The sequence below is a fragment of the Curtobacterium sp. NPDC090223 genome (genome assembly GCF_044746585.1).
Classification (GTDB): domain Bacteria; phylum Actinomycetota; class Actinomycetes; order Actinomycetales; family Microbacteriaceae; genus Curtobacterium.
In genome coordinates this window covers 225,743-245,220 of record NZ_JBIVCN010000002.1, presented here as the reverse complement: position 1 = coordinate 245,220, position 19,478 = coordinate 225,743, and the positions used below count along the sequence as shown (strand labels likewise).

The following is a 19,478-nucleotide window of genomic DNA, read 5'->3' as shown; positions in this document are numbered from 1 at the left end:
ATGTACTGCATCCAGAACAGGAATATCGACAAGCCGGTGTGGTCAGGCTCCGTCCGCGAGGACCTGGGCCACGGTCGGCTCACGGAGCAGGTCGGCGCGGTCTGCGGCGGTCGAGCCCTCGTCGTCCTGGGCGTCCCGGTCCACGTCGAGGTCGAGCGCGGCACGCACCGTGTCGACGTCCCCGGAGTCGACCGCGGCGATGAGCAGCGTCGCGCCGCGCGACCCGCGCACACCGGGGTCCGCACTCGCCTCGGCGAGGGCACGCACGATGGCCGCGTGGCCACCCCATGCAGCGCGGACGATCGGCGTGTTGCCGTCGGTGTCCCGGGCCTCCAGGTCCGCGCCGGCAGCGACGAGGACCGCGACGGCACGACGCGCGTCGCGGTCGATGGCCAGCGTCAGCGGTGTGCGGCCCTCGACGTCGAGCAGCTCGAGGGAGGCTCCGCGGCCGATGAGCTCCTCGAGCATCTCCGGCCGGTCGAACCAGGCCGCGGCGTGCAGCGGGGCGAAGCCCCACCGCGGGTCCAGGTCGTCGACGTCGCTGGCGTCGTCGGCGAGGTGCAGGCCGCCCAGGTCGCCGTGCGCTGCGGCGCGGACCACCTCGTCCGCCCACTCCACCCAGCCGTCCGGCACCGGGCCGTGCCAGCCGCGTGCCGGACGCGACTCGAGGTCGGTGAAGTCTTGTTCGTTGACGCTGCGGACCTCGATCGTGACGTCCGTGAAGCGGATCGCGACCTCGCCGATGGGGGAGACGAGGAGCCGGAGCTCCCAGGCGTCCCGACCCGCGTGCTCGATCTCACCGCGGATGACATGCGCGTCACCGGCGAGGAGGGTCGCTGCGTCGAGGAGCGGCGGCTCGATCACGGCGTCGTCGAAGCGGACACGGACGCGGGCGTGGTTCCAGCGGCGCCAGAGCCCTTCGGGAGTGTCCAGCACCTCGTCGTTGCGGACCAGCACGTCCGCGTGCAGGACCACGGGGTCCGGTTCGCCGTGATCGGGCAGGGCCGCGGTGTCATCATCCGCGGGCGCCTGGTGCCGGTGGCCGGCCTCGACCGTCCACCTGGCGATGCGGGAGTCGGTCCACCGGACCGTGGCGAGGGCGGCGACCGGCGGGGGTGCGTCCTGCACCAGCCGGGCGAGGTGGTCGGTCTTGCCCTCGAAGTCCTCGAGCGACACGTAGCCCACTGACGGCCAGTTCACTCGACTCCATCGCACGGGGTCGAGACTAGCCGAAGTTGCGTCACTCAGACGCAACTTTCAGCTCCCGGAGTTGACGTGCCTCCAGTCCGGAGTAGAGTTGAGTCCATCGGACGCAAGTCCGCAGACTTCAGCAGCATCCGCACCAACAGAAGGAGCACCAACACATGGGACGTGCAGTAGGCATCGACCTCGGAACCACCAACTCCGTCGTCTCCGTTCTCGAAGGCGGCGAGCCCACGGTCATCGCGAACGCCGAGGGCATGCGCACCACGCCGTCGATCGTCGCGTTCACGAAGGACGGCGAGGTCCTGGTCGGCGAGACCGCCAAGCGCCAGGCCGTCACGAACGTCGACCGCACCATCGCCAGCGTCAAGCGCCACATCGGCACCGACTGGACGACGGACATCGACGGCAAGAAGTACACGCCGCAGGAGATCTCGGCGCGCATCCTCGGCAAGCTCAAGCGCGACGCCGAGCAGTACCTCGGCGAAGACGTCACCGACGCGGTCATCACCGTGCCGGCGTACTTCAACGACGCCGAGCGCCAGGCCACCAAGGACGCCGGTGAGATCGCCGGGCTCAACGTCCTCCGCATCATCAACGAGCCGACCGCGGCCGCGCTGGCCTACGGCCTCGACAAGGGCAAGGAAGACGAGCTCATCCTGGTCTTCGACCTCGGTGGCGGTACGTTCGACGTCTCCCTGCTCGAGGTGGGCAAGGACGACGACTTCTCCACGATCCAGGTCCGTGCGACCTCCGGTGACAACCGCCTCGGTGGTGACGACTGGGACCAGCGCATCGTCGACTACCTGATCAAGAAGTTCAAGGACGAGCACGGCGTCGACCTGTCCACGGACAAGATCGCCAAGCAGCGTCTCAAGGAAGCCGCTGAGCAGGCCAAGAAGGAGCTCTCGAGCCAGCTGAGCGCCAGCATCCAGCTGCCGTACCTCACGCTGACGGCCGACGGCCCGCTGAACCTGGACGAGACCATCTCGCGCGCCCAGTTCGAGCAGATGACCTCCGACCTGCTCGACCGCACCAAGAAGCCGTTCAACGACGTCATCAAGGAAGCGGGCGTGTCGGTCAACGACATCGCGCACGTGGTCCTCGTCGGCGGCTCGACCCGCATGCCCGCCGTGGCCGAGGTCGTCAAGTCGCTGACCGGTGGCAAGTCGCCGAACCAGGGCGTCAACCCGGACGAGGTCGTCGCCGTCGGCGCCGCACTGCAGGCCGGCGTGCTGAAGGGGGAGCGCAAGGACGTCCTGCTCATCGACGTCACCCCGCTGTCGCTCGGCATCGAGACCAAGGGCGGCCTGATGACGAAGCTCATCGACCGCAACACCGCGATCCCGACCAAGCGGAGCGAGACCTTCACGACCGCTGACGACAACCAGCCGTCGGTCGCGATCCAGGTCTTCCAGGGCGAGCGCGAGTTCACCCGCGACAACAAGCCGCTCGGCACGTTCGAGCTCACCGGCATCGCGCCGGCTCCCCGTGGCGTCCCGCAGGTCGAGGTCACCTTCGACATCGACGCCAACGGCATCGTGCACGTGTCCGCGAAGGACAAGGGCACCGGCAAGGAGCAGTCGATGGTCATCTCCGGCGGCTCCTCGCTGCCGAAGGAGGACATCGAGCGCATGGTCCGCGAAGCCGAGGAGCACGCGGCCGAGGACAAGGCCCGTCGCGAGGCCAACGAGCGTCGCAACCAGGCCGAGCAGCTCGTCTACTCGATCGAGAAGCTCATCAAGGAGAACGACGAGAAGCTCCCCGCCGACGTCAAGTCCGAGGTGCAGGCCGACGTCGACGCCCTGAAGTCCGCCCTTGCTGGTGAGGACGAGGACGCCGTCAAGACCGCCTTCGACAAGCTCAACGAGTCGCAGGGCAAGCTCGGCCAGGCGATCTACGCGCAGCAGGACGCGGGTGCGGCCGCCGGTGGCGACCAGCCCACGGACGAGCAGCCGGCCGACGACGAGGACATCGTCGACGCCGAGGTCGTGGACGACGACGAGAACGACAAGAAGTAGCCGATGACGGACTCCACGAACGACGACAACGTCGAGAACAACGAGGAGCCCCAGGTCGAGGGCGACGCCACGAACGCGGCGGAGCCCGAGGACCTGATCGAGGCCGAAGGCCCCGACGTCGAGGTGCCGACCGACGCGGCGAACGACCTCAGCCCCGAGGACGAAGCGCTGCTCGCCGACGCGGCCCGCGGCATGGCCGAGGACAAGCTGTCCACGGCCGACCGCGACCTCGTCGCCGAGATGCGGGCGGACATGCTCCGTGCGCAGGCCGAGCTGGTGAACTTCCGGAAGCGCGTCGAGCGCGACCGTGAGGCCAACCGAGAGGTCGCGATCGCCGAGGTGGTGCGCGCACTCCTGCCGGCCCTCGACGACCTGACCCGCGCCGAGGCACACGGCGACCTCGCCGAAGGTCCGATGCTGGTCATCGCGCAGAAGATCCGTGGCGGCTTCGGCAAGTTCAAGCTGGAGCAGATCGGCGAGAAGGGTGAAGCCTTCGACCCGAACATCCACGAGGCGATCGTGCAGCTCCCGACACCGGGCGCCACCGGCCAGACCGTGGCGGACGTCGTCGAGCCGGGCTACAAGCTCGGTGAGCGTGTCCTCCGTGCGGCCAAGGTCGCGGTGGCGGTCCCGGCCTGATCCGGGCAGGAAGGTAGGTATCCGTGGCCAGTCAGGACTGGTTCGACAAGGACTTCTACAAGGTCCTCGGCGTGTCCAAGGACGCGTCCGAAGCCGAATTGAAGAAGACCTACCGGAAGCTCGCGCGGCAGTTCCACCCGGACTCCAACCCGGGTGACACCGCGGCCGAGAACCGCTTCAAGGAGATCAGCGAGGCGTACTCAGTGCTCTCCGACAAGGAGCAGCGTGCCGAGTACGACCAGGTCCGCGCCATGGGCTCCGGCGCTCGCTTCACGGCGGGCGGCGGAGGCCAGGGTGGCGGCTTCGAGGACGTCTTCGGAGGGATGTTCGGCCAGCAGGGCGGTGGCGGACAGCGTGTCCGCTTCGGCCAGGGTGGCGGTGGCGGCTTCGAGGACATCCTCGGCGGCATGTTCGGCGGCGGTGCCGGGGGCGGCTTCGGTCAGCCCTCCGGCGGCTACCGCGGCTTCGGCGGTCCGACGAAGGGGCGCGACGTCACCGCGACGACGACGCTCGACTTCACGACGGCCATCGCCGGCGACACCGTCAAGCTGTCGCAGGGCAACGGCCGTCCGGTCAACGTCCGGATCCCCGCGGGGGTCGCGGACGGCCAGAAGATCCGGCTCCGCGGTCGCGGTGAACCCTCGCCAGACGGCGGCGAGTCCGGTGACCTGGTGGTGACCGTGCACGTCCGCAAGCACCCGGTGTTCGAGCGCGACGGGCAGAACCTGCGCCTGGACGTCCCCGTGACGTTCGTGGAGGCAGCGCTCGGCGCGACCATCCAGGTGCCCACCCTCGGCGGCGACCCCGTCAAGCTCCGGGTCGCGCCCGGCACGCCCTCCGGTCGTGTCCTGCGCGTCAAGGGACGAGGCGTCGCGACCAAGAACGGAACGGGCGACCTGCTCGCCACCGTCCAGGTGGCGGTGCCGTCGCACCTGTCGGACAAGGCGAAGGAAGCCGTCGAGGCACTCGCGGCGGCCCTGCCGGACGAGAACCCCCGCGAGGACCTCCTCGCCAAGGCGCGCAGCTGACGCTGCGCACACATGCAGTAGACCCGGCCTGGAGGCTCGGCGCGGCTCCGTCAGGAAGCCGACCCGAGCCTCCAGGCTGTTTCCAGACCACGCGGACGACGGAAGGAGCACTCGATGACCGACATGGACGAGAACTCGCCCGTCTTCGCGATCGCGGTCGCGGCGGAACTGGCCGAGATGCACCCGCAGACGCTGCGGCAGTACGACCGGCTCGGCCTGGTCGTGCCGGGGCGGACCCGAGGCGGGTCCCGCCGGTACTCGATGCGCGACATCGCGCAGCTGCGCGAGATCGCGCGACTCGGTTCCGAGGGGGTGTCGCTGGAGGGGATCCGGCGGGTGCTCGAGCTCGAGAACGAGAACAAGGAACTGCGCGACCGGGTGCGTGAGCTCGAGACGGCCCTGGCCGACCAGCTCATCAACCGGCCGGGCGCCCGGGTGTTCGCGGCCACCACGACGGGAGCGGCGGTCTCCCTGCGAGCCGGTGCACGGCCGCAGCGGAACACCCAGATCGTGCTCTACCGCGGGCCGCGCTGACCGGGATCTGAGCGCCCGACCACGACGAACTCCCCGGACCGACGTGAAGTCCGAAGCGTTCCGTATGCAAAATACGAAAATCTGGTACTGAAGTACTGGTTCCCGATACGCTTCCCACGACGGCAGGGGCCGTCGTGGGAAGCGGGGACATGCACATGTGCGAACACCAACCGGGACGGGGTCCGACGGCGTCACAAGCCGCGGCGATAGCGCCCACCGCCTCGATCGGCCCGGGCGTCCGGGTCTGGGACGGCAGTCACGTCGAGGCGGACGCGGTCGTCGGTGCGGAGTCCGTCGTCGGCCGTGGCGTCACGATCGGGCGCGGCGTCCGCATCGGTGTGCGGTGCAAGATCCAGAACGCCGCCCTGGTCTACGGTCCTGCGGTCCTCGGTGACGGGGTGTTCGTCGGCCCCGGCGTGGTGTTGACGAACGACACGGTGCCGCGAGCGGTCCTCCCGGACGGCACGGTCAAGTCCGGAGACGACTGGCAGGCATCAGCGGTCGTGATCGACGACGGTGCGTCGGTCGGCGCGGGGGCGGTGTGCGTCGCCCCGGTCCGGATCGGGCGATGGGCGATGGTCGCAGCCGGCGCCGTGGTCACGAGGGACGTCCCGGACCACGCACTGGTCGCGGGGGTGCCCGCGCGCCGGATCGGTTGGGTCGGCCGCAGCGGTGTCCGGTTGGTCGAGGGCACAGACGCCCTGGTGTGCCCGCGCACCGGTGAGCGCTACACGGTCCACGGCGACGTGGTCGGACTGCTGCGATGAGCGTCGAGACGGTCGACGTGATCCCGGCCGCACGGCCGCTCATCGGCGTCGAGGAGCGCCGCGCCGTCGACGCCGTCCTGGCGAGCGGTCGTCTGACCCAGGGCCCCGAGGTCGCGGCGTTCGAGCGGGAGTTCAGCACCACGCTCCTCGACAGGCGGCCGGTGGTCGCGGTGAACAGCGGCACGGCGGCACTGCACCTGGCACTCATCGCGCTCGGCGTCGGACGGGGGACGAGGTCCTCGTGCCGTCGTTCACGTTCGCGGCCACGGCGAACGCGGTCCGGCTCGTCGGCGCGACACCCGTCTTCGTGGACGTGGATCCGGACTCGTTCTGCGTCGCGCCGACGGCACTACAGCGTGCGGTGACCGCGCGGACGCGGGCGATCGTCCCCGTCCACCTCTACGGACACCCCGCTGACATGACGGCGATCGCGGCCGTCGCCAGGGAGCACGACCTGCTGGTGGTCGAGGACGCCGCGCAGGCGCACGGCGCACGGTGGGCCGGCCGGCGCGTCGGGACCTTCGGGGATGCCGGGGCGTTCAGCCTCTACCCGACCAAGAACATGACGGCGGCGGAAGGCGGCATGGTCGCGACGGCGTCACCGTCGTCGGAGCGCGTGCTCCGGCTGCTCCGCAACCAGGGGATGGCTGAGCGGTACGCGAACGAGATCGTCGGGTTCAACGCGCGGATGTCCGACCTGCACGCCGCGATCGGCAGGGTGCAGGTGCGCAAGGTGCGCGCATGGACCGCGCAGCGGCAGGCGAACGCGGCGTACCTCGACGGAGAAATCCGCGGCGTCGTCACGCCGATCGTGCACGCCGAGGCGGAGCACGTGTTCCACCAGTACGTCATCCGGGTGCCGGACGACCGCGACGGCTTCGTGGACGCGCTCCGCGACGAGTACGGGATCGGTGCAGGCGTCTACTACCCGACACCGGTGCACCGTCTGCCGTCGTTCGCCGACGCCGCGGTGTGCGGATCCGACCTGCACGAGACCGACCGTGCCGCCGCAGAGGTGATCGCCCTGCCGGTCTACCCCACGCTCACCCTCCGTGAGCTCGACCGGATCGTGGCCGCCGTGAACACGCTCGCCGCGGCCGGGGGCTCCCGGTGACGCGGTCGCTGCGCGTCGGCGTCGTCGGCCTCGGCATGATGGGCCGGCACCACGCCAGGGTCCTGCGCGACCTCGGCGGTGTCGAGCTCGTGGGCGCGGCCGACGCGCTCGGTGACGTGCACGGAGCCGCTGGCGGGGCGCCGGTCGTCGCCTCCGTGGCGGAGTTGCTCGACCTCGGGCTGGACGCCGCGGTCGTCGCGGTGCCGACCGCCGCCCACGAACCCGTCGCCATCCGGCTCGCGGAAGCGGGCGTGCACGCGCTGATCGAGAAGCCGGTCGCCTCGTCCGCCGCCGGCGCGGCACGACTGGTCGCCGCGTTCGCGAGCGCAGGACTCGTCGGCGCGGTCGGCCACGTCGAGCGCTACAACCCCGCACTCCAGGAGCTGCGCAGGCGGCTCGACGACGGGCAGCTCGGCGAGGTCTACCAGATCGCGACGCGACGGCAGGGCCCGTTCCCGGCACGCATCGCGGACGTGGGCGTGGTCAAGGACCTCGCGACGCACGACATCGACGTCACGACGTGGCTCGCGCGGTCGCCCTTCGCCCGGCTCGCCGCGTTGGCGTGCCACAGGAGCGGGCGTCCCCACGAGGACCTGGTCACCGTGACGGGCGAACTGGAGGACGGCACGCTGACGACCCACCTGGTGAACTGGCTGACGCCGTTCAAGGAGCGCGCCGTCGTGGTCACCGGTGAGCACGGCACGTTCGTCGCGGACACGGTGAGTGCTGACCTGACCTTCCACGAGAACGGCACCGTCACGACCGGGTGGGACCAGGTGGCTGCCTTCCGCGGTGTCGCCGAGGGGCCGAGCACGCGGTTCGCGATCCAGAAGCGCGAGCCGCTCGTCGTCGAGCACGAGGCATTCCGTGACGCCGTGCTCGGGAAGCCGACGGACATCGTGTCGCTCCGCGAGGGGCTCGGGATCGTGCGGATCGCCGAAGCGGTGCTCGAGTCCGCCCGGACCCGCAGGACCGTCGAGGTGACGGCATGAGGGTCGCCGTGGTCGGGCTCGGCAAGATCGGCCTGCCGCTGGCGGTGCAGTACGCGTCCTCGGGGGTGCGGGTGACCGGCCTGGACGTCGACCAGCGGGTCGTCGACGCCGTGAACGCGGGGCACGAGCCGTTCCCGGGCGAGCACGGTCTGGGCGAAGCCCTGACGGCCGCGGTCGGGGCCGGGGCGTTGCGGGCGACGTGTGACCCGGCGTGCGCGATCGAGGACGCCGAGGTGGTGGTGGTCGTCGTCCCGCTCGTCGTGACGGGGGACGGCGAGCCGGACTTCCGGGCGATGGACGCGGCGACCGAGTCGGTCGGCCGCGCACTCGCGCCGGGGACCCTCGTCGCCTACGAGACCACGCTGCCGGTCGGCACGACGCGTCACCGGTGGGTACCTCGCCTCGAGGCCGCGTCCGGGCTGGTGCAGGGGGACGACTTCGACGTCGTCTTCTCGCCGGAACGAGTCCTGACCGGCCGGGTGTTCGCGGACCTCCGTCGGTACCCGAAACTCGTCGGCGGGCTGTCGGCGCGTGGCGCGGACCGGGCTCGGGCGTTCTACGAGCGCGTGCTGCAGTTCGACGACCGGCCGGACCTCGGGCGTCCGAACGGCGTCTGGGACCTCGGGACCGCAGAGGCGGCCGAGCTCGCCAAGCTCGCGGAGACCACGTACCGCGACGTCAACATCGCCCTGGCGAACGAGTTCGCGGTGTTCGCGGGACGGAACGGCATCGACGTCGACGTCGTGATCGACGCGTGCAACTCGCAGCCGTACAGCCATCTCCACCGCCCCGGCATCGCGGTCGGTGGGCACTGCATCCCGGTGTACCCGCAGCTCTACCTCTGGAACGACCCGGATGCCTCGGTCGTGTCGACCGCTCGCCGGCGCAACGCGGCGATGCCCGAACACGCCGTCGACGTGCTGGAACGGTTGCACGGTGACCTCGCCGGTGAACGGGTGGTCGTGCTGGGGGCGTCGTACCGCGGGGGTGTGCAGGAGACGGCCTTCTCGGGGGTCTTCGGCACGGTCGTGGCTCTGCGCGCGCGGGGTGCCCTCGCGTCCGTGTCCGACCCGCTGTACACGGACGCCGAGCTGGTCGGCCTCGGGCTGGTCCCGCACCGCGCGGGCGCGCCGGTGGAGGCGGTGATCGTGCAGGCGGACCACGCGGAGTACGCGACGCTCGGCGAGGACTCGTTCCCCGGCGTGCGCACACTGCTGGACGGGCGGCGGGTCATCGACACGGCGCGCTGGCCGTCGACGACGGTCGGGTCGATCGGCGCTCCTCCGGTTCGCCCCGTGCAGCGCCCGTGATGGAATGCAACATGTGAAGAACTGGTGATCTGCGCGCGGAGGCACCTAGCGTCGCAGCATGCACTCCCGCCCTCGCCCGTTCGACATCGTCCACGTATCGAGCGCACACCCCTGGACCGACAACCGGATCCACACCCGGGCGGCCACGACCGCGGCACACGCCGGGTACCGGACGGCGCTCGTGGCGGTCGACACCGGCGGTGGCAGCGCCGAGCGGGCTCCGGCCGACTGGGATCGCCCGGACGAGCGGAGCGGCGTGTGGGTCCGACGCCTTCCGCGGCGCGGGCGGCCCGGACGCCTGGTCGTCTCGACCGTCCAGGCGGTGCTCGCCGCGTTGTCGTCCCGGGCACACGTCGTCCACCTGCACGATCCGGAGCTGGCGTGGGCCGTCCCGCTCCTCCGCCTCGCGCGGCGCCGCGTCGTGTACGACGCGCACGAAGACCTGCCGGCGCAGGTCGCCGGCAAGGAGTACCTCGGGCGGATCCGCAGGGTCGCTGTCCCGGTCGCCCGTGGCGTCGTCCGGCTGGCCGCCCACGCGGACGCCGTCGTCGCCGCGACCCCGACCATCGCGTTGCGGTTCCCGGCTGCTCGCACGACGGTCGTGCAGAACCTGCCGGTGCTCCGGGAGTCGGACGCCACCCTGGCGGATGCGTCCGGACGTCCGCCGATCGCGGTCTACCTCGGGGCGCTGAGTCATGACCGCGGCATCGGCGTCGTCAGCGGCGTCGCCGGGTCGCCGGCGCTGCCGTCGGGGTGGCGCGTGTGCACGGCCGGGCCGATCGACGGGGCGGTGGATCGCCGCGCGTTCGATGCCCTCTGCGGCACCGGTCGGATCGACCACCGCGGCGTCCTCCCGCCGGACCGGGCACGGGACCTGCTGCAGACCGCGCGGGTCGGACTGCTGCCCCTGCTGCCGACGGTCGCCTACGCGTCGTCCATCCCCACCAAGCTCTTCGAGTACCTGGCTGCCGGCCTCGCGGTGATCGCGACGGACGTCCCGTACTGGCGGGAACTCCTGGACGACGCCGAGTGCGTGACCTGGGTGCCCGCGGGCGATCCAGACGCCGTCGTCCGGGCACTGCAGCGGTACTCCGCCGATCCCGATCTGCTCGACGCGCACGGGCGCGCCGGCCGTGCGCTGGTCGATGCGCGCTTCCGGTGGGACCACGAAGCGCCCGAGCTGCTCCGGGTCTACCGACGGCTCTGCGGTGCGGCACCGTTCGACGGGTACCTTCCCAGTTCGTCGTCGGACGCCGACCAGAATGTAGTATCCAAGTGACCGCTCACTGGCCCTTGAACCTCACGAACGGCGGGTACCGTGCGCCGACCCCGACCCCGACCCCGACCCACGCGGGCGATCCTCACGATCCTGTTCGGGACGCTGCTCGGCCAGGGCCTGGTCATCGTCGTCTCGCCGCTGTTGACCCGGCTGTACGCCCCGACGGATTTCGGCGTGCTCGCCGTCGTCACCGCGATCGCTTCCGTGCTCGGAGCGGGAGCGACCATGGGGACCGATCGCGCACTCCCCGTGGCGCAGGACGCCACGATGCGCCCGCTCGTGCTGATCGGCATCGTCTCGACGGCGTTCGTCAGTGGTGCGACGGCAGTGGCCACCTGGCTCGCGCGCGATGCGCTCGCTGCACAGTTCTCGGCGCCGACGTTCGCCGACCTTTGGTGGATCGTCCCGGTCTCGACCGGGGTGGTCGGACTCCACCGGGTGGCCACCGCAGTGCTCGCCCGGGCCCAGCGTCACGGCTCGATCGCGATCCGGAACGTGTGCCAGGGCGTGGGGCAGACCGCGTGGAACCTCGTGATGGCCTCGACCGGAGCCCTCGGGCTCGCCGGTGGACTGGCTGCCGGGCGACTCGCGGCACTGCTCGGGATGTTCCGTCCGGCGTCGCTCCGAGCCAGCCCGTCACCGTGCTCCGTCCGGGCCGTGCTGTCGGTGCACCGGCGCTTCCTCTGGATCACCCCGTGGTCCTCCATGCTCAACGTCGTCGGGCAGCAGGCACCGGGGGTGCTCATCGCCGCGGCGCACGGCAGTGCGGCGGCGGGACTGGTGGCCCTGACGATGCGGGTCCTCGGCTCACCGGTCGGGATGCTCGCGGACGCCGTCGCGCAGACGGTCGCCGGGGCGATGGGACGGCGGATCCGCGCCGGAGCGTCGGTACGAGATCCGCTCCGGCGGGTCGTGGGTCGTCTGCTGGTGCTCGGGGCTGCTGCGACCGTCGTCGTGATCGTGTCCGGGCCGTCGGTGTTCGGTGCGGTGTTCGGGCCGGACTGGACACGGTCGGGCGAGTACGCCCGCATCCTGGCGCCGGCGTTCGCGCTGCAGGTCGCGGTGTCGCCCGTGAGCCAGGTACTCGGGATGCTCGGTCGACAGTCCTCGCAACTCGCCTGGGACGCCGGACGCTTGGTCCTGACGTCCGGTGCGGTGGTCGTGCCGACGCTGCTCGGTGCGCCCGTGCCCGTGATGCTGGCGGGGCTCTCCGGCGCGATGATCGCGGCCTACCTCGTGATGCTCGGGCTGGTGGTCGCCGCGACCCGGTCCGTCCGCGACTGACGGACTCGGACCAGTGCACGGCCCGGTGCGACGGACGGACGGGGTCCGACGATGCGCATCGGTGACGCCACCCACACCCTGACCCGGCGCGCGGCGCTGTTCGGCGCGGCAGCGGCTCCCGGCGCGGTGTTGATCGGACGCACGCCCTCCGCCCGGGCTGCGTCCGTGCCGCCGCCGACGTCGGCGCCACGGTCCGCCTCGGACATCGACGCGACACGGCTGCAGGACGTCCTCGACCAAGCCCGCCCGCACGCCGTCGTCGACGTGACGCGTCGGTGGACGCTCGCGGAACCACTGGTCGTCGACCAACCGCTGACGCTCCGGTTCGCTGGGGGATCCGTTGCCACGGACCGGGACATCGACCTCGTGCACATCCGGTCGAGCCTGGTGCGCGTCGTCGACGCCGTGCTCGACGGTCCCGGCGCGGAGCACTCGGGCCTCGGCCGGGGCGTCCGCGCGACGGGCACGGCGAAGGCGCCCCTGCGGGACGTGCACGTCACGCGTGCACGCATCCACGGGTTCCCGCACGACGGTGTCCTGCTCGAACACTGCGACGGGTTCGTGGTCGACGACTGTGACATCGCGGACGTCGGGTACGCCGGGGTGCTCATGTTCTCGTGCGTCCGCGGTTCCGTCACCGGGAACCGCATCCGCCGTGTGACCCAGCCGGCGCCGTACCCGAACTCGTACGGCATCGAGGCGGTCCGCGCCACGACGACCGGGCTCGACGACTCCCCGCGGAGCAGCCGGATCCTGATCGCCGACAACCACGTCTCGGGCGTCCCGCACTGGGAGGGCATCGACACACACGGCGGCTCGTCCATCGCGATCGTCCGGAACCGTGTCGAGGACTGCCGGGTCGGCATCGCCGTGGTGCCGTCGAAGGACGAGGCCGACGCATCGGCGACGAAGTACGCGCCGCTCGACTGCTCGGTGGTCGACAACGTCGTCTCGCGCTCGACGCAGGGGCCGGGCTCGGGCATCGTCGTGCGCGGTGCGGGCGAGACCGTGGGGTCGGCCGCGGAGCGCGCGACCGGGATCGTGCTCCGGAACACCGTGACCGGGTACGGCGATGGTGATCGTGACGCGGGGATCCTCGTCTACCTGACCCGCGGCGTCGTGCTCGCGCACAACCGGTGCACCGACGGCGTCCGACGGGGTGTCTCGCTCTACCACTCCAACGAGGACCTCACGCTGATCGGCAACGTGGTGGCCGGCCTCCGACCGCAGGGGACCGCCACGTCGGTCGCCGTCGACGTCCGGGCGACGGTGAACACGGTCGTCCTGCTCGACAACCGGTACACCGCGGGTGCGACCGCTCCGCCGGTGTACGGCGTGCAGTGCCGACAGGCCGACAACGACGTGGTGCTGGTCGCGAACGACTGGCGGGCCACGACGACGCCCGTCGTGGCGACGGGCGGGGCGGTGACGCGCTACCGAGAGGAGTGAGGCGCCACCGGCGGAGCGACGTCCGGACGCCCGACCGGCGCGGCCCCGGCGGCGCAGGGCGCGCGCCCAACCCCGGCCGAGCGCCCAACCCCGTGCGCGCGCCCAACCCCGTCCGCGCGGCCGGCCCCGTGCGTGCGGTCCCACCCGCTCCGCGGGGCGATCGCGAGCACGATCGTCCCGACGAGCAACCCGTGCGAGAGCATCGCCGTGAAGATCGACGTGTTGCTCAGCATGATGCTCGGCATCACGACCGCCATCGCCGCCACCCGGAGCGGCAGTCCCCGGGCGGCGAGGTCGAGCCCCCGGAGCCACAGCAGCAGCGCTGCCGCCGCCACCGGGATGCCCGCCCACCCGAGGTTCGCGAACCCGTCGGCGAACAGGTTGGCGTTCGCGTAGCCCGTCGACCCCGGCACGAGGAAGTCCGCGATGCGCTTCGGTGGCGGCAGGTCGTACGGGTAGTCCACCCAGGCCCGGAGGAACGAGTACCCGTACCCGGCGACGGGGTTGTCCGAGAAGTACTGCACGTACACCGAGCTGAGGAGTCCTGGCGTGAGCATGAACCGTCGCGTGAACACCGACGTCCACGTGATCCCGCCCTGGACCTCGTCGGCGACGGCGGACACGATCATGATGGCGATCGGTGCGACCAGGAGCGGGGTCGATCCGCGCGCGGTCCGACCCCGGAAGAGGACGGCCATGCCGAGCACGGCGACGAACGAGAAGAGCACGGCCTTGAACCCGGTGCTCGAGTACAGCAGGAACTGCCCGACGACCGCGGCGGCGACCAGGCTCGGACGCCGTCGTGCGAGTCCGCGGGCGAGCACGAGCGGGTTGATCACGTACGCCTGCCCGGTGAGCAGGTAGCCGAGCGTCCCGCCCGTGCCGACGTCCGCTGCGTACTCGGCGCGCACGTCGTAGATGTCGTCGAGCGCGAGGAAGCGGACCTGCAGCCCGACGGTCGCGACCATCACGCCGTAGGTCGCCGCCGAGTACACGCCGCACACCGTCCAGGTCAGTGCCCCGCGGTCGATGCCGCGCGCCCCGAACGGGATCCGGTCGACGCCGCTCACCGCCGGTGGGGCCGGTGCCCGCGGCGTCGCGATGCAGACCAGCGCGAACGACACCCCGACCGCGGCACTCAGTGCGAGGGCGGTGTCGGTCGGCAGGTACCCGGTCGAGGGGCTCATCAGCATGGTCGGTGCGACGCACACCACGAAGATCGTCCAGAGCACCACGTGCGACGGCCTGCGCACGACGGCGGGCAGCGCCAGGGCGACGGCCGCGGTCAGGGCGGTCACCACCACCCGGAGCTGCCACGGTGCGTCGACGTGCGTGAACCCGCTGTACGAGAACAGCGGCGCCACCAGGTTCGCCGCGATCCAGTCGGTCGTGACCCCGAGCACCGCGACCGCGACGCACACCACGACCACGCGGCGGAGCAGCGCGACGAGGAGCGACCGCTCAGCCGCCGTCAGCGACGCACGCACGGCAGGAGCTCGTCGTACATCGCGACGAGGCGAGCAGCCTCACGGTGCCACCGGAACCGCTGCGCCACTCGCCGCGCCTCCGCGCCGTGCCGGAGCAGCAGGCCCGGATCCTCGGCGTAGCGGCGCACGGCACCGGCGATCGCGGCGGGGTCGTCCGGGGGCACGAAGGTGACGCAGTCGGAGCCATCGAGCAGCATCCGCAGCAGCGGGGTGTCCGTCGCGATCACGGCGAGGCTCGCCGCGAGGTACTCGAACAGCTTCGTCGGGAAGATCTGGTCCGTGACGGGCGTCCGCCGGAAGGGGATGACGCCGATCCGCGCGCCGAGCAGCAGGTCGCGCGCCTGCATCGGGCCGACGACCCCGCCGTGGCGGAGCCGGCCGCTCGACTCGGCGTCGCGGAGCGCCGTCGTGTCGGTGGCGGCGTCGATCGCCCCCACGAGTTCGATCCGCCAGCCCGGCGGGAAGTCCGGCTGGCCCGGGACGGCCGCGACCACGTCGATCCCACGGTCGTGACTCAGGACGCCGACGTGCGCGACCACGGTGGGCCGAGCCTCCAGTCCGGTCTGCGCATCGTCGGCCGCGCGCCGCAACGGGTAGTTGTGGATCGCGATCCGCCGCGCCGCCGGGAACCGGCGGCCGGTCCACTCGGTCGCGGTGACGACGCGGTCCGCGGTGCCGGCGAGCCGGAGCAGGCCGTGCGACAGGGCCGAGAGGACCGCCCGCTGCCGGTACGACAGGTAGTCCTTGCCCCAGATCTGGTCGGGCAGGTCCTCGTGCGCGTCGTACACCACGATCCGGCCAGCGGCGCGGAGCACGGGGATGGTCCAGATGAGTTCCGGGTCGTGGAGATGGACGAGCCGCGCCCGCGACCGCAGCGCCAGCACGAGCGCTTGCGTCGTGGAGACGAGCATGCGTCGGAGGCGGCGCCGACGCGGGATCCGGACGACCTCCACGGCGGTGGGCGGAGCGTCGAGTGCGCAGTCGACCGCGATCAACTGCACGCGGTACCCGGCATCCGCCGCCGCAGCGGCTTCGCGGAGGTGCACGCGGTTGTCCACCCACGGATGGGCGCTCGAGACGTGCACGATGTCCGGCGTCATGCGGCGCTCGCCGCGGCGTCGAGCGCGCCGGCGTACCGGCCGGCGAGCGCCCGGTAGTCGTTGTCGCGGAGGACGTGCGCGCGACCGCGCGCGCCCATGGCGTCGCGGTCCGGAGCCGGCATGGCGGCCAGCGCCAGCATGCCCTCCGCGAGCGCGGCCGGGTCGTCCGGGGCGACCTGCAGCCCGCAGCGCGCCGCGGCGACCGGCGCCAGAGGCACCGGAGCGGCGACCAGCAGCGGCCGCCCGGTGAGCATGTACTCGTACTGCTTGTTCATCGAGACCCCGTACCGGTAGAGCGGCAGGTCGTGCATCGTGACGGCGAGGCAGTCGGCCTGCTGGCCGATGCGGCGGGCCTGGTCCTGCGGCACGCGTCCGTCCCAGATCACGTCGGGGGCGGACGGGAGGCTCGACACGCGTTCCCGGAGTGCGCCCACGTCGGCGCCGTCCCCGACCATGCGGAGTCGGAGCTGCGGTCCGCCGGCGGCGTGGGCACGGCCCGCTGCGAGGACGAAGGCGTCGAGGAGGGTCTCGAGGGCGTTCGCCGGGCCCATCGACCCGATGTACGCGATCGTGAACGGAGCGGACCCATCGGCGCCGGGTGCGTCGGCTCCTGTGCTGGTCTCGTCGGCTGTGCTGGTCTCGTCGGTCTCGTCGGTCTCGTCGGTCCGTACGCCGTTCGGTACCCACGTGAACGTCCGGGGCTGGCCGCGCTCGGCGTAGTACCTGCCGACGCCGTCGAGGGGGGACACGAGGTGCGCGGCACGGTCGACGGTGCGCCGTTCGACCGACCGGAGCACCCGGACGAGCGGATGGCGTTCGGCGAGCCCGGCGAGCCCGATCGCGGACTCCGGCCACAGGTCGCGGGGCTCGAACACGAACGGCACGCGGAACCGGCTGGCCAGGACCGACGCGGCCCAGGCGGCGAGCGGGTGGAACGAGCTCCCGACCACGACGTCCGGTCGGGGGAGCCTACGGAGCGTGCCGGGGAGGAGGAGCAGGAGCGTGAAGGACACGATGTCGGCGAGGCGCCTGGTGGTGCGCCGGAGTCCGGCGCCGCGGTGGTCGACACCGCGGAGCCAGCAGAACTCGTAGCCGGCGCCCACCCACCGCTCGCGGAGGCGGCCTCGTCGCATGTGTGCTCGTCCGGTGGGGTGGTCGGTTCCGGCGGCGACGACGACGGTGCGCCAGCCGTGGGCGCCGAGGTGCTCCGCGAGCAGCTGGTGACGAGTGGCGCGACCGTCCCGCTCGTGGTGGTGGGCGTAGTGGTTGACGATCCACACGATGCGCTGCCCGGGCATCACGTGCTCGTCCCGGTGAACGCCTCGCTCGTCGCGTGGCCCGGCGTCGTGATGCCCTCGCGGCGGAGCACGACCCCGATCGTCCGCAGCAGGATGCGGGCGTCGAGGGCGAGCGACCTGGTGTCCACGTACTCGAGGTCCGAACGCAGCCGATCCGGCCACGGCAGCGCGTTGCGACCCCGGACCTGCGCGAGCCCCGTGAGGCCGGGGCGGACGTCGTGTCGCCGGTGCTGCTCGGGTGTGTAGAGGTCGAGGTAGCGGCAGAGGCTCGGCCGCGGCCCCACGAAGCTCATCTCGCCGACGAGTACGTTCCAGAGGCTCGGCAGCTCGTCGAGGCTCGTCGAGCGGAGCCAGCAGCCGAAGGGGGTGAGGCGATCGGCGTCGTCGACGGTGCCGGCGTCTGCTGCTGGTTCGAGCATGGTGCGGAACTTGACGATGGTGAACGTCGTGCCGTGCAGTCCGGGCCGGTCCTGGCGGAAGAGCACGGGGCGGCCGAGGCGCACCCCGACGAGCACCGCGAGCCCGATGAGCAGTGGGGACAGGCCGACGAGGGCGAGCGCTGCCCCGATGGCATCGAGCGCGCGCTTCACGATGTGGTCCTGAGGGCGATCGGCGCGGACGTGGTGGTGCCGGGGCGTGCGTAGTAGCCGTCGGCCACCGGTCGTCGCGACTTCGTCAGGACGACGCCGTCGACCCGCTCGCCGACACGGGTCAGCGCGGTGACCGCGAGCCGGACGTCCGAGCGCTTGGTCTGACCGGCCGCAGCGACGAGGAGCGTGGTGGAGACGAGTGTGCTGACGAGCGCGGCATCGGTCACCGCCAGGACCGGCGGTGTGTCCACGAGCACGACGTCGAACCGCTCGGTGAGGTCCGCGATGACCTGTTCCATCGCCGCCGAGCCGATGAGTTCGCTCGGGTTCGGCGGGATCGTCCCCGCGGGGAGCACGCTGAGCGCGTCGAACCCCCATTCCTGCAGGACGTCGTCGAGTTCGGCACGGCCGACGAGCAGGTCGGTGAGGCCGACGGCGCCCTCGAGGTCCAGGGTGCTCGCGACGTTCGGGCGTCGGAGGTCCGCGTCGACGACCACGGTGCGGACGTCGCTCTGGGCCAGGGCAATCGCGAGGTTCAGGGTCGTGGTGGTCTTGCCCTCGGCAGGACGCGGGCTCGTGACGGCGATCGTGGACACCCCGCCGGTCCGCAGGAACTGCAGGTTGGTGCGGAGGCTGCGGAACGCCTCCGCACGGGTGGTCGTGCCCTCGTCGCGGGCGATCAGCGGCTGCCGGGAGGCCTCCGGGTCCATGCCGATCTCGCCGATCAGCGGGACGTCGGCGTCGATGTCCTCCGCGGACCGGACACGCGTGTCGGCCGCGGCGCGGAGGAGCGCGAGTCCGGTTCCGGATGCCAGTCCGGCGGCGAACCCGAGCGCGAGGTCCGCGGACGTCCTCGGGGCGATCGGTGCGGTCGGGACCGATGCCTCCGACACGCGTTCGAGACGGACGGACGGTTCGCCGGAAGTGGTCCTCGGCTCGATCTCGGAGACGACCTCGGCGAGGACCCGACCCGTTGCGGCCGCGATGCGCGCCGCGCCCCGGGCATCGCCGTCGGTGACCGAGATCTCGATGATCACCGTCCCGGTGCTCACCACCGAGGTCACACGGCGTCCGAGCGCCGCGGGGGTCGTGTCGAGCCGCAGCGCGGCGATCACCTGCTCGAGGACGCGCGGTGACGACGCGAGCACCGTGTACGACTTGATCTTCTGCTGCGCGGCGGTGGACCCCTGCGCGATCTCACCCGCGGAGGCGCTCTCCTGCCCCGCCACGGAGACGTAGTACGACGTCGACGCGCGGAACGTGGGCGGTGTCGTGCTCGTCACCAGGAGCGCGACGCCGCCGCCGGCGATCGAGACGGCGAGCACGATCCACCATCCGGAGAGGAGGGCTCGTGCGACGACGAAGTGGTTCATGCGGGGTCCC

The 19,478-nt window shown here is 71.9% G+C and carries 16 protein-coding genes and 1 pseudogene; 11 read left to right on the top strand and 6 right to left on the bottom strand.

All coding sequences use genetic code 11. From position 1 onward, the window contains the following. Positions 1-42: 42 nt before the first annotated feature. Complete coding sequence (locus tag ACIPJY_RS05740) at positions 43-1,215, bottom strand: ankyrin repeat domain-containing protein (protein WP_400463535.1); 1,173 nt, start codon at positions 1,213-1,215, stop codon at positions 43-45. A gap of 149 nt (positions 1,216-1,364) precedes the next feature. Here ACIPJY_RS05740 and dnaK point away from each other — a divergent pair, with 149 nt between their 5' ends. The 11 genes and pseudogenes from dnaK (at position 1,365) to ACIPJY_RS05685 (ending at position 13,620) form a co-directional block, all read left to right on the top strand. Next, positions 1,365-3,224 (top strand): molecular chaperone DnaK, encoded by a 1,860-nt coding sequence (gene dnaK, locus ACIPJY_RS05735; RefSeq protein WP_400463532.1) that lies wholly within the window; start codon positions 1,365-1,367, stop codon positions 3,222-3,224. Positions 3,225-3,227: 3 nt separating this feature from the next. Then, positions 3,228-3,863 (top strand): nucleotide exchange factor GrpE, encoded by a 636-nt coding sequence (locus ACIPJY_RS05730; RefSeq protein WP_400463529.1) that lies wholly within the window; start codon positions 3,228-3,230, stop codon positions 3,861-3,863. Positions 3,864-3,886: 23 nt separating this feature from the next. Beyond that, positions 3,887-4,891 (top strand): DnaJ C-terminal domain-containing protein, encoded by a 1,005-nt coding sequence (locus ACIPJY_RS05725; protein WP_281266773.1) that lies wholly within the window; start codon positions 3,887-3,889, stop codon positions 4,889-4,891. A 123-nt stretch (positions 4,892-5,014) separates the two neighbouring features. Next, positions 5,015-5,425: a heat shock protein transcriptional repressor HspR gene (locus ACIPJY_RS05720; protein ID WP_400463848.1), complete on the top strand. Its 411-nt coding sequence runs from the start codon at positions 5,015-5,017 to the stop codon at positions 5,423-5,425. Positions 5,426-5,580: 155 nt separating this feature from the next. Then, positions 5,581-6,192, top strand: a complete 612-nt coding sequence (locus ACIPJY_RS05715; protein ID WP_400463526.1) for an acyltransferase — start codon at positions 5,581-5,583, stop codon at positions 6,190-6,192. Beyond that, positions 6,189-7,306 (top strand): annotated as a pseudogene (locus ACIPJY_RS05710) (DegT/DnrJ/EryC1/StrS family aminotransferase). Before ACIPJY_RS05715 ends, ACIPJY_RS05710 begins: the two are co-directional and overlap by 4 nt. Next, on the top strand, positions 7,303-8,298 hold the full coding sequence (locus ACIPJY_RS05705; RefSeq protein ID WP_400463523.1) for a Gfo/Idh/MocA family protein: 996 nt from the start codon (positions 7,303-7,305) through the stop codon (positions 8,296-8,298). Before ACIPJY_RS05710 ends, ACIPJY_RS05705 begins: the two are co-directional and overlap by 4 nt. Beyond that, entirely contained in the window at positions 8,295-9,608 is a 1,314-nt protein-coding gene (locus tag ACIPJY_RS05700) for a nucleotide sugar dehydrogenase (protein ID WP_400463520.1), read from the top strand. Before ACIPJY_RS05705 ends, ACIPJY_RS05700 begins: the two co-directional genes overlap by 4 nt. A 58-nt stretch (positions 9,609-9,666) precedes the next feature. Then, positions 9,667-10,887 carry a glycosyltransferase gene (locus tag ACIPJY_RS05695; RefSeq protein ID WP_400463518.1) on the top strand — a complete coding sequence of 407 codons (1,221 nt, stop codon included), beginning with the start codon at positions 9,667-9,669 and terminating at the stop codon, positions 10,885-10,887. A 39-nt stretch (positions 10,888-10,926) separates the two neighbouring features. Continuing rightward, on the top strand, positions 10,927-12,171 hold the full coding sequence (locus ACIPJY_RS05690; RefSeq protein ID WP_400463515.1) for a lipopolysaccharide biosynthesis protein: 1,245 nt from the start codon (positions 10,927-10,929) through the stop codon (positions 12,169-12,171). A gap of 51 nt (positions 12,172-12,222) precedes the next feature. Continuing rightward, positions 12,223-13,620: a nitrous oxide reductase family maturation protein NosD gene (locus ACIPJY_RS05685; RefSeq protein ID WP_400463512.1), complete on the top strand. Its 1,398-nt coding sequence runs from the start codon at positions 12,223-12,225 to the stop codon at positions 13,618-13,620. Here the strand turns inward: ACIPJY_RS05685 and ACIPJY_RS05680 are convergent. The 5 genes from ACIPJY_RS05680 to ACIPJY_RS05660 are packed head-to-tail and all read right to left on the bottom strand — an operon-like array spanning position 13,605 to position 19,468. Continuing rightward, positions 13,605-15,107: a hypothetical protein gene (locus ACIPJY_RS05680; RefSeq protein ID WP_400463509.1), complete on the bottom strand. Its 1,503-nt coding sequence runs from the start codon at positions 15,105-15,107 to the stop codon at positions 13,605-13,607. The two genes, ACIPJY_RS05685 and ACIPJY_RS05680, sit on opposite strands and share 16 nt — an antisense overlap. Continuing rightward, positions 15,092-16,207, bottom strand: a complete 1,116-nt coding sequence (locus tag ACIPJY_RS05675; RefSeq protein WP_400463506.1) for a glycosyltransferase family 4 protein — start codon at positions 16,205-16,207, stop codon at positions 15,092-15,094. The genes ACIPJY_RS05680 and ACIPJY_RS05675 overlap by 16 nt, the downstream gene beginning before the upstream one ends. Continuing rightward, complete coding sequence (locus ACIPJY_RS05670) at positions 16,204-17,505, bottom strand: glycosyltransferase family 4 protein (RefSeq protein ID WP_400463503.1); 1,302 nt, start codon at positions 17,503-17,505, stop codon at positions 16,204-16,206. Before ACIPJY_RS05670 ends, ACIPJY_RS05675 begins: the two co-directional genes overlap by 4 nt. Continuing rightward, a complete protein-coding gene (locus tag ACIPJY_RS05665; protein ID WP_400463501.1) occupies positions 17,505-18,095 on the bottom strand; it encodes a sugar transferase in 591 nt (196 codons plus the stop codon). The genes ACIPJY_RS05670 and ACIPJY_RS05665 overlap by 1 nt, the downstream gene beginning before the upstream one ends. Beyond that, entirely contained in the window at positions 18,092-19,468 is a 1,377-nt protein-coding gene (locus tag ACIPJY_RS05660; protein WP_400463498.1) for a polysaccharide biosynthesis tyrosine autokinase, read from the bottom strand. Before ACIPJY_RS05660 ends, ACIPJY_RS05665 begins: the two co-directional genes overlap by 4 nt. Positions 19,469-19,478: the final 10 nt, after the last annotated feature.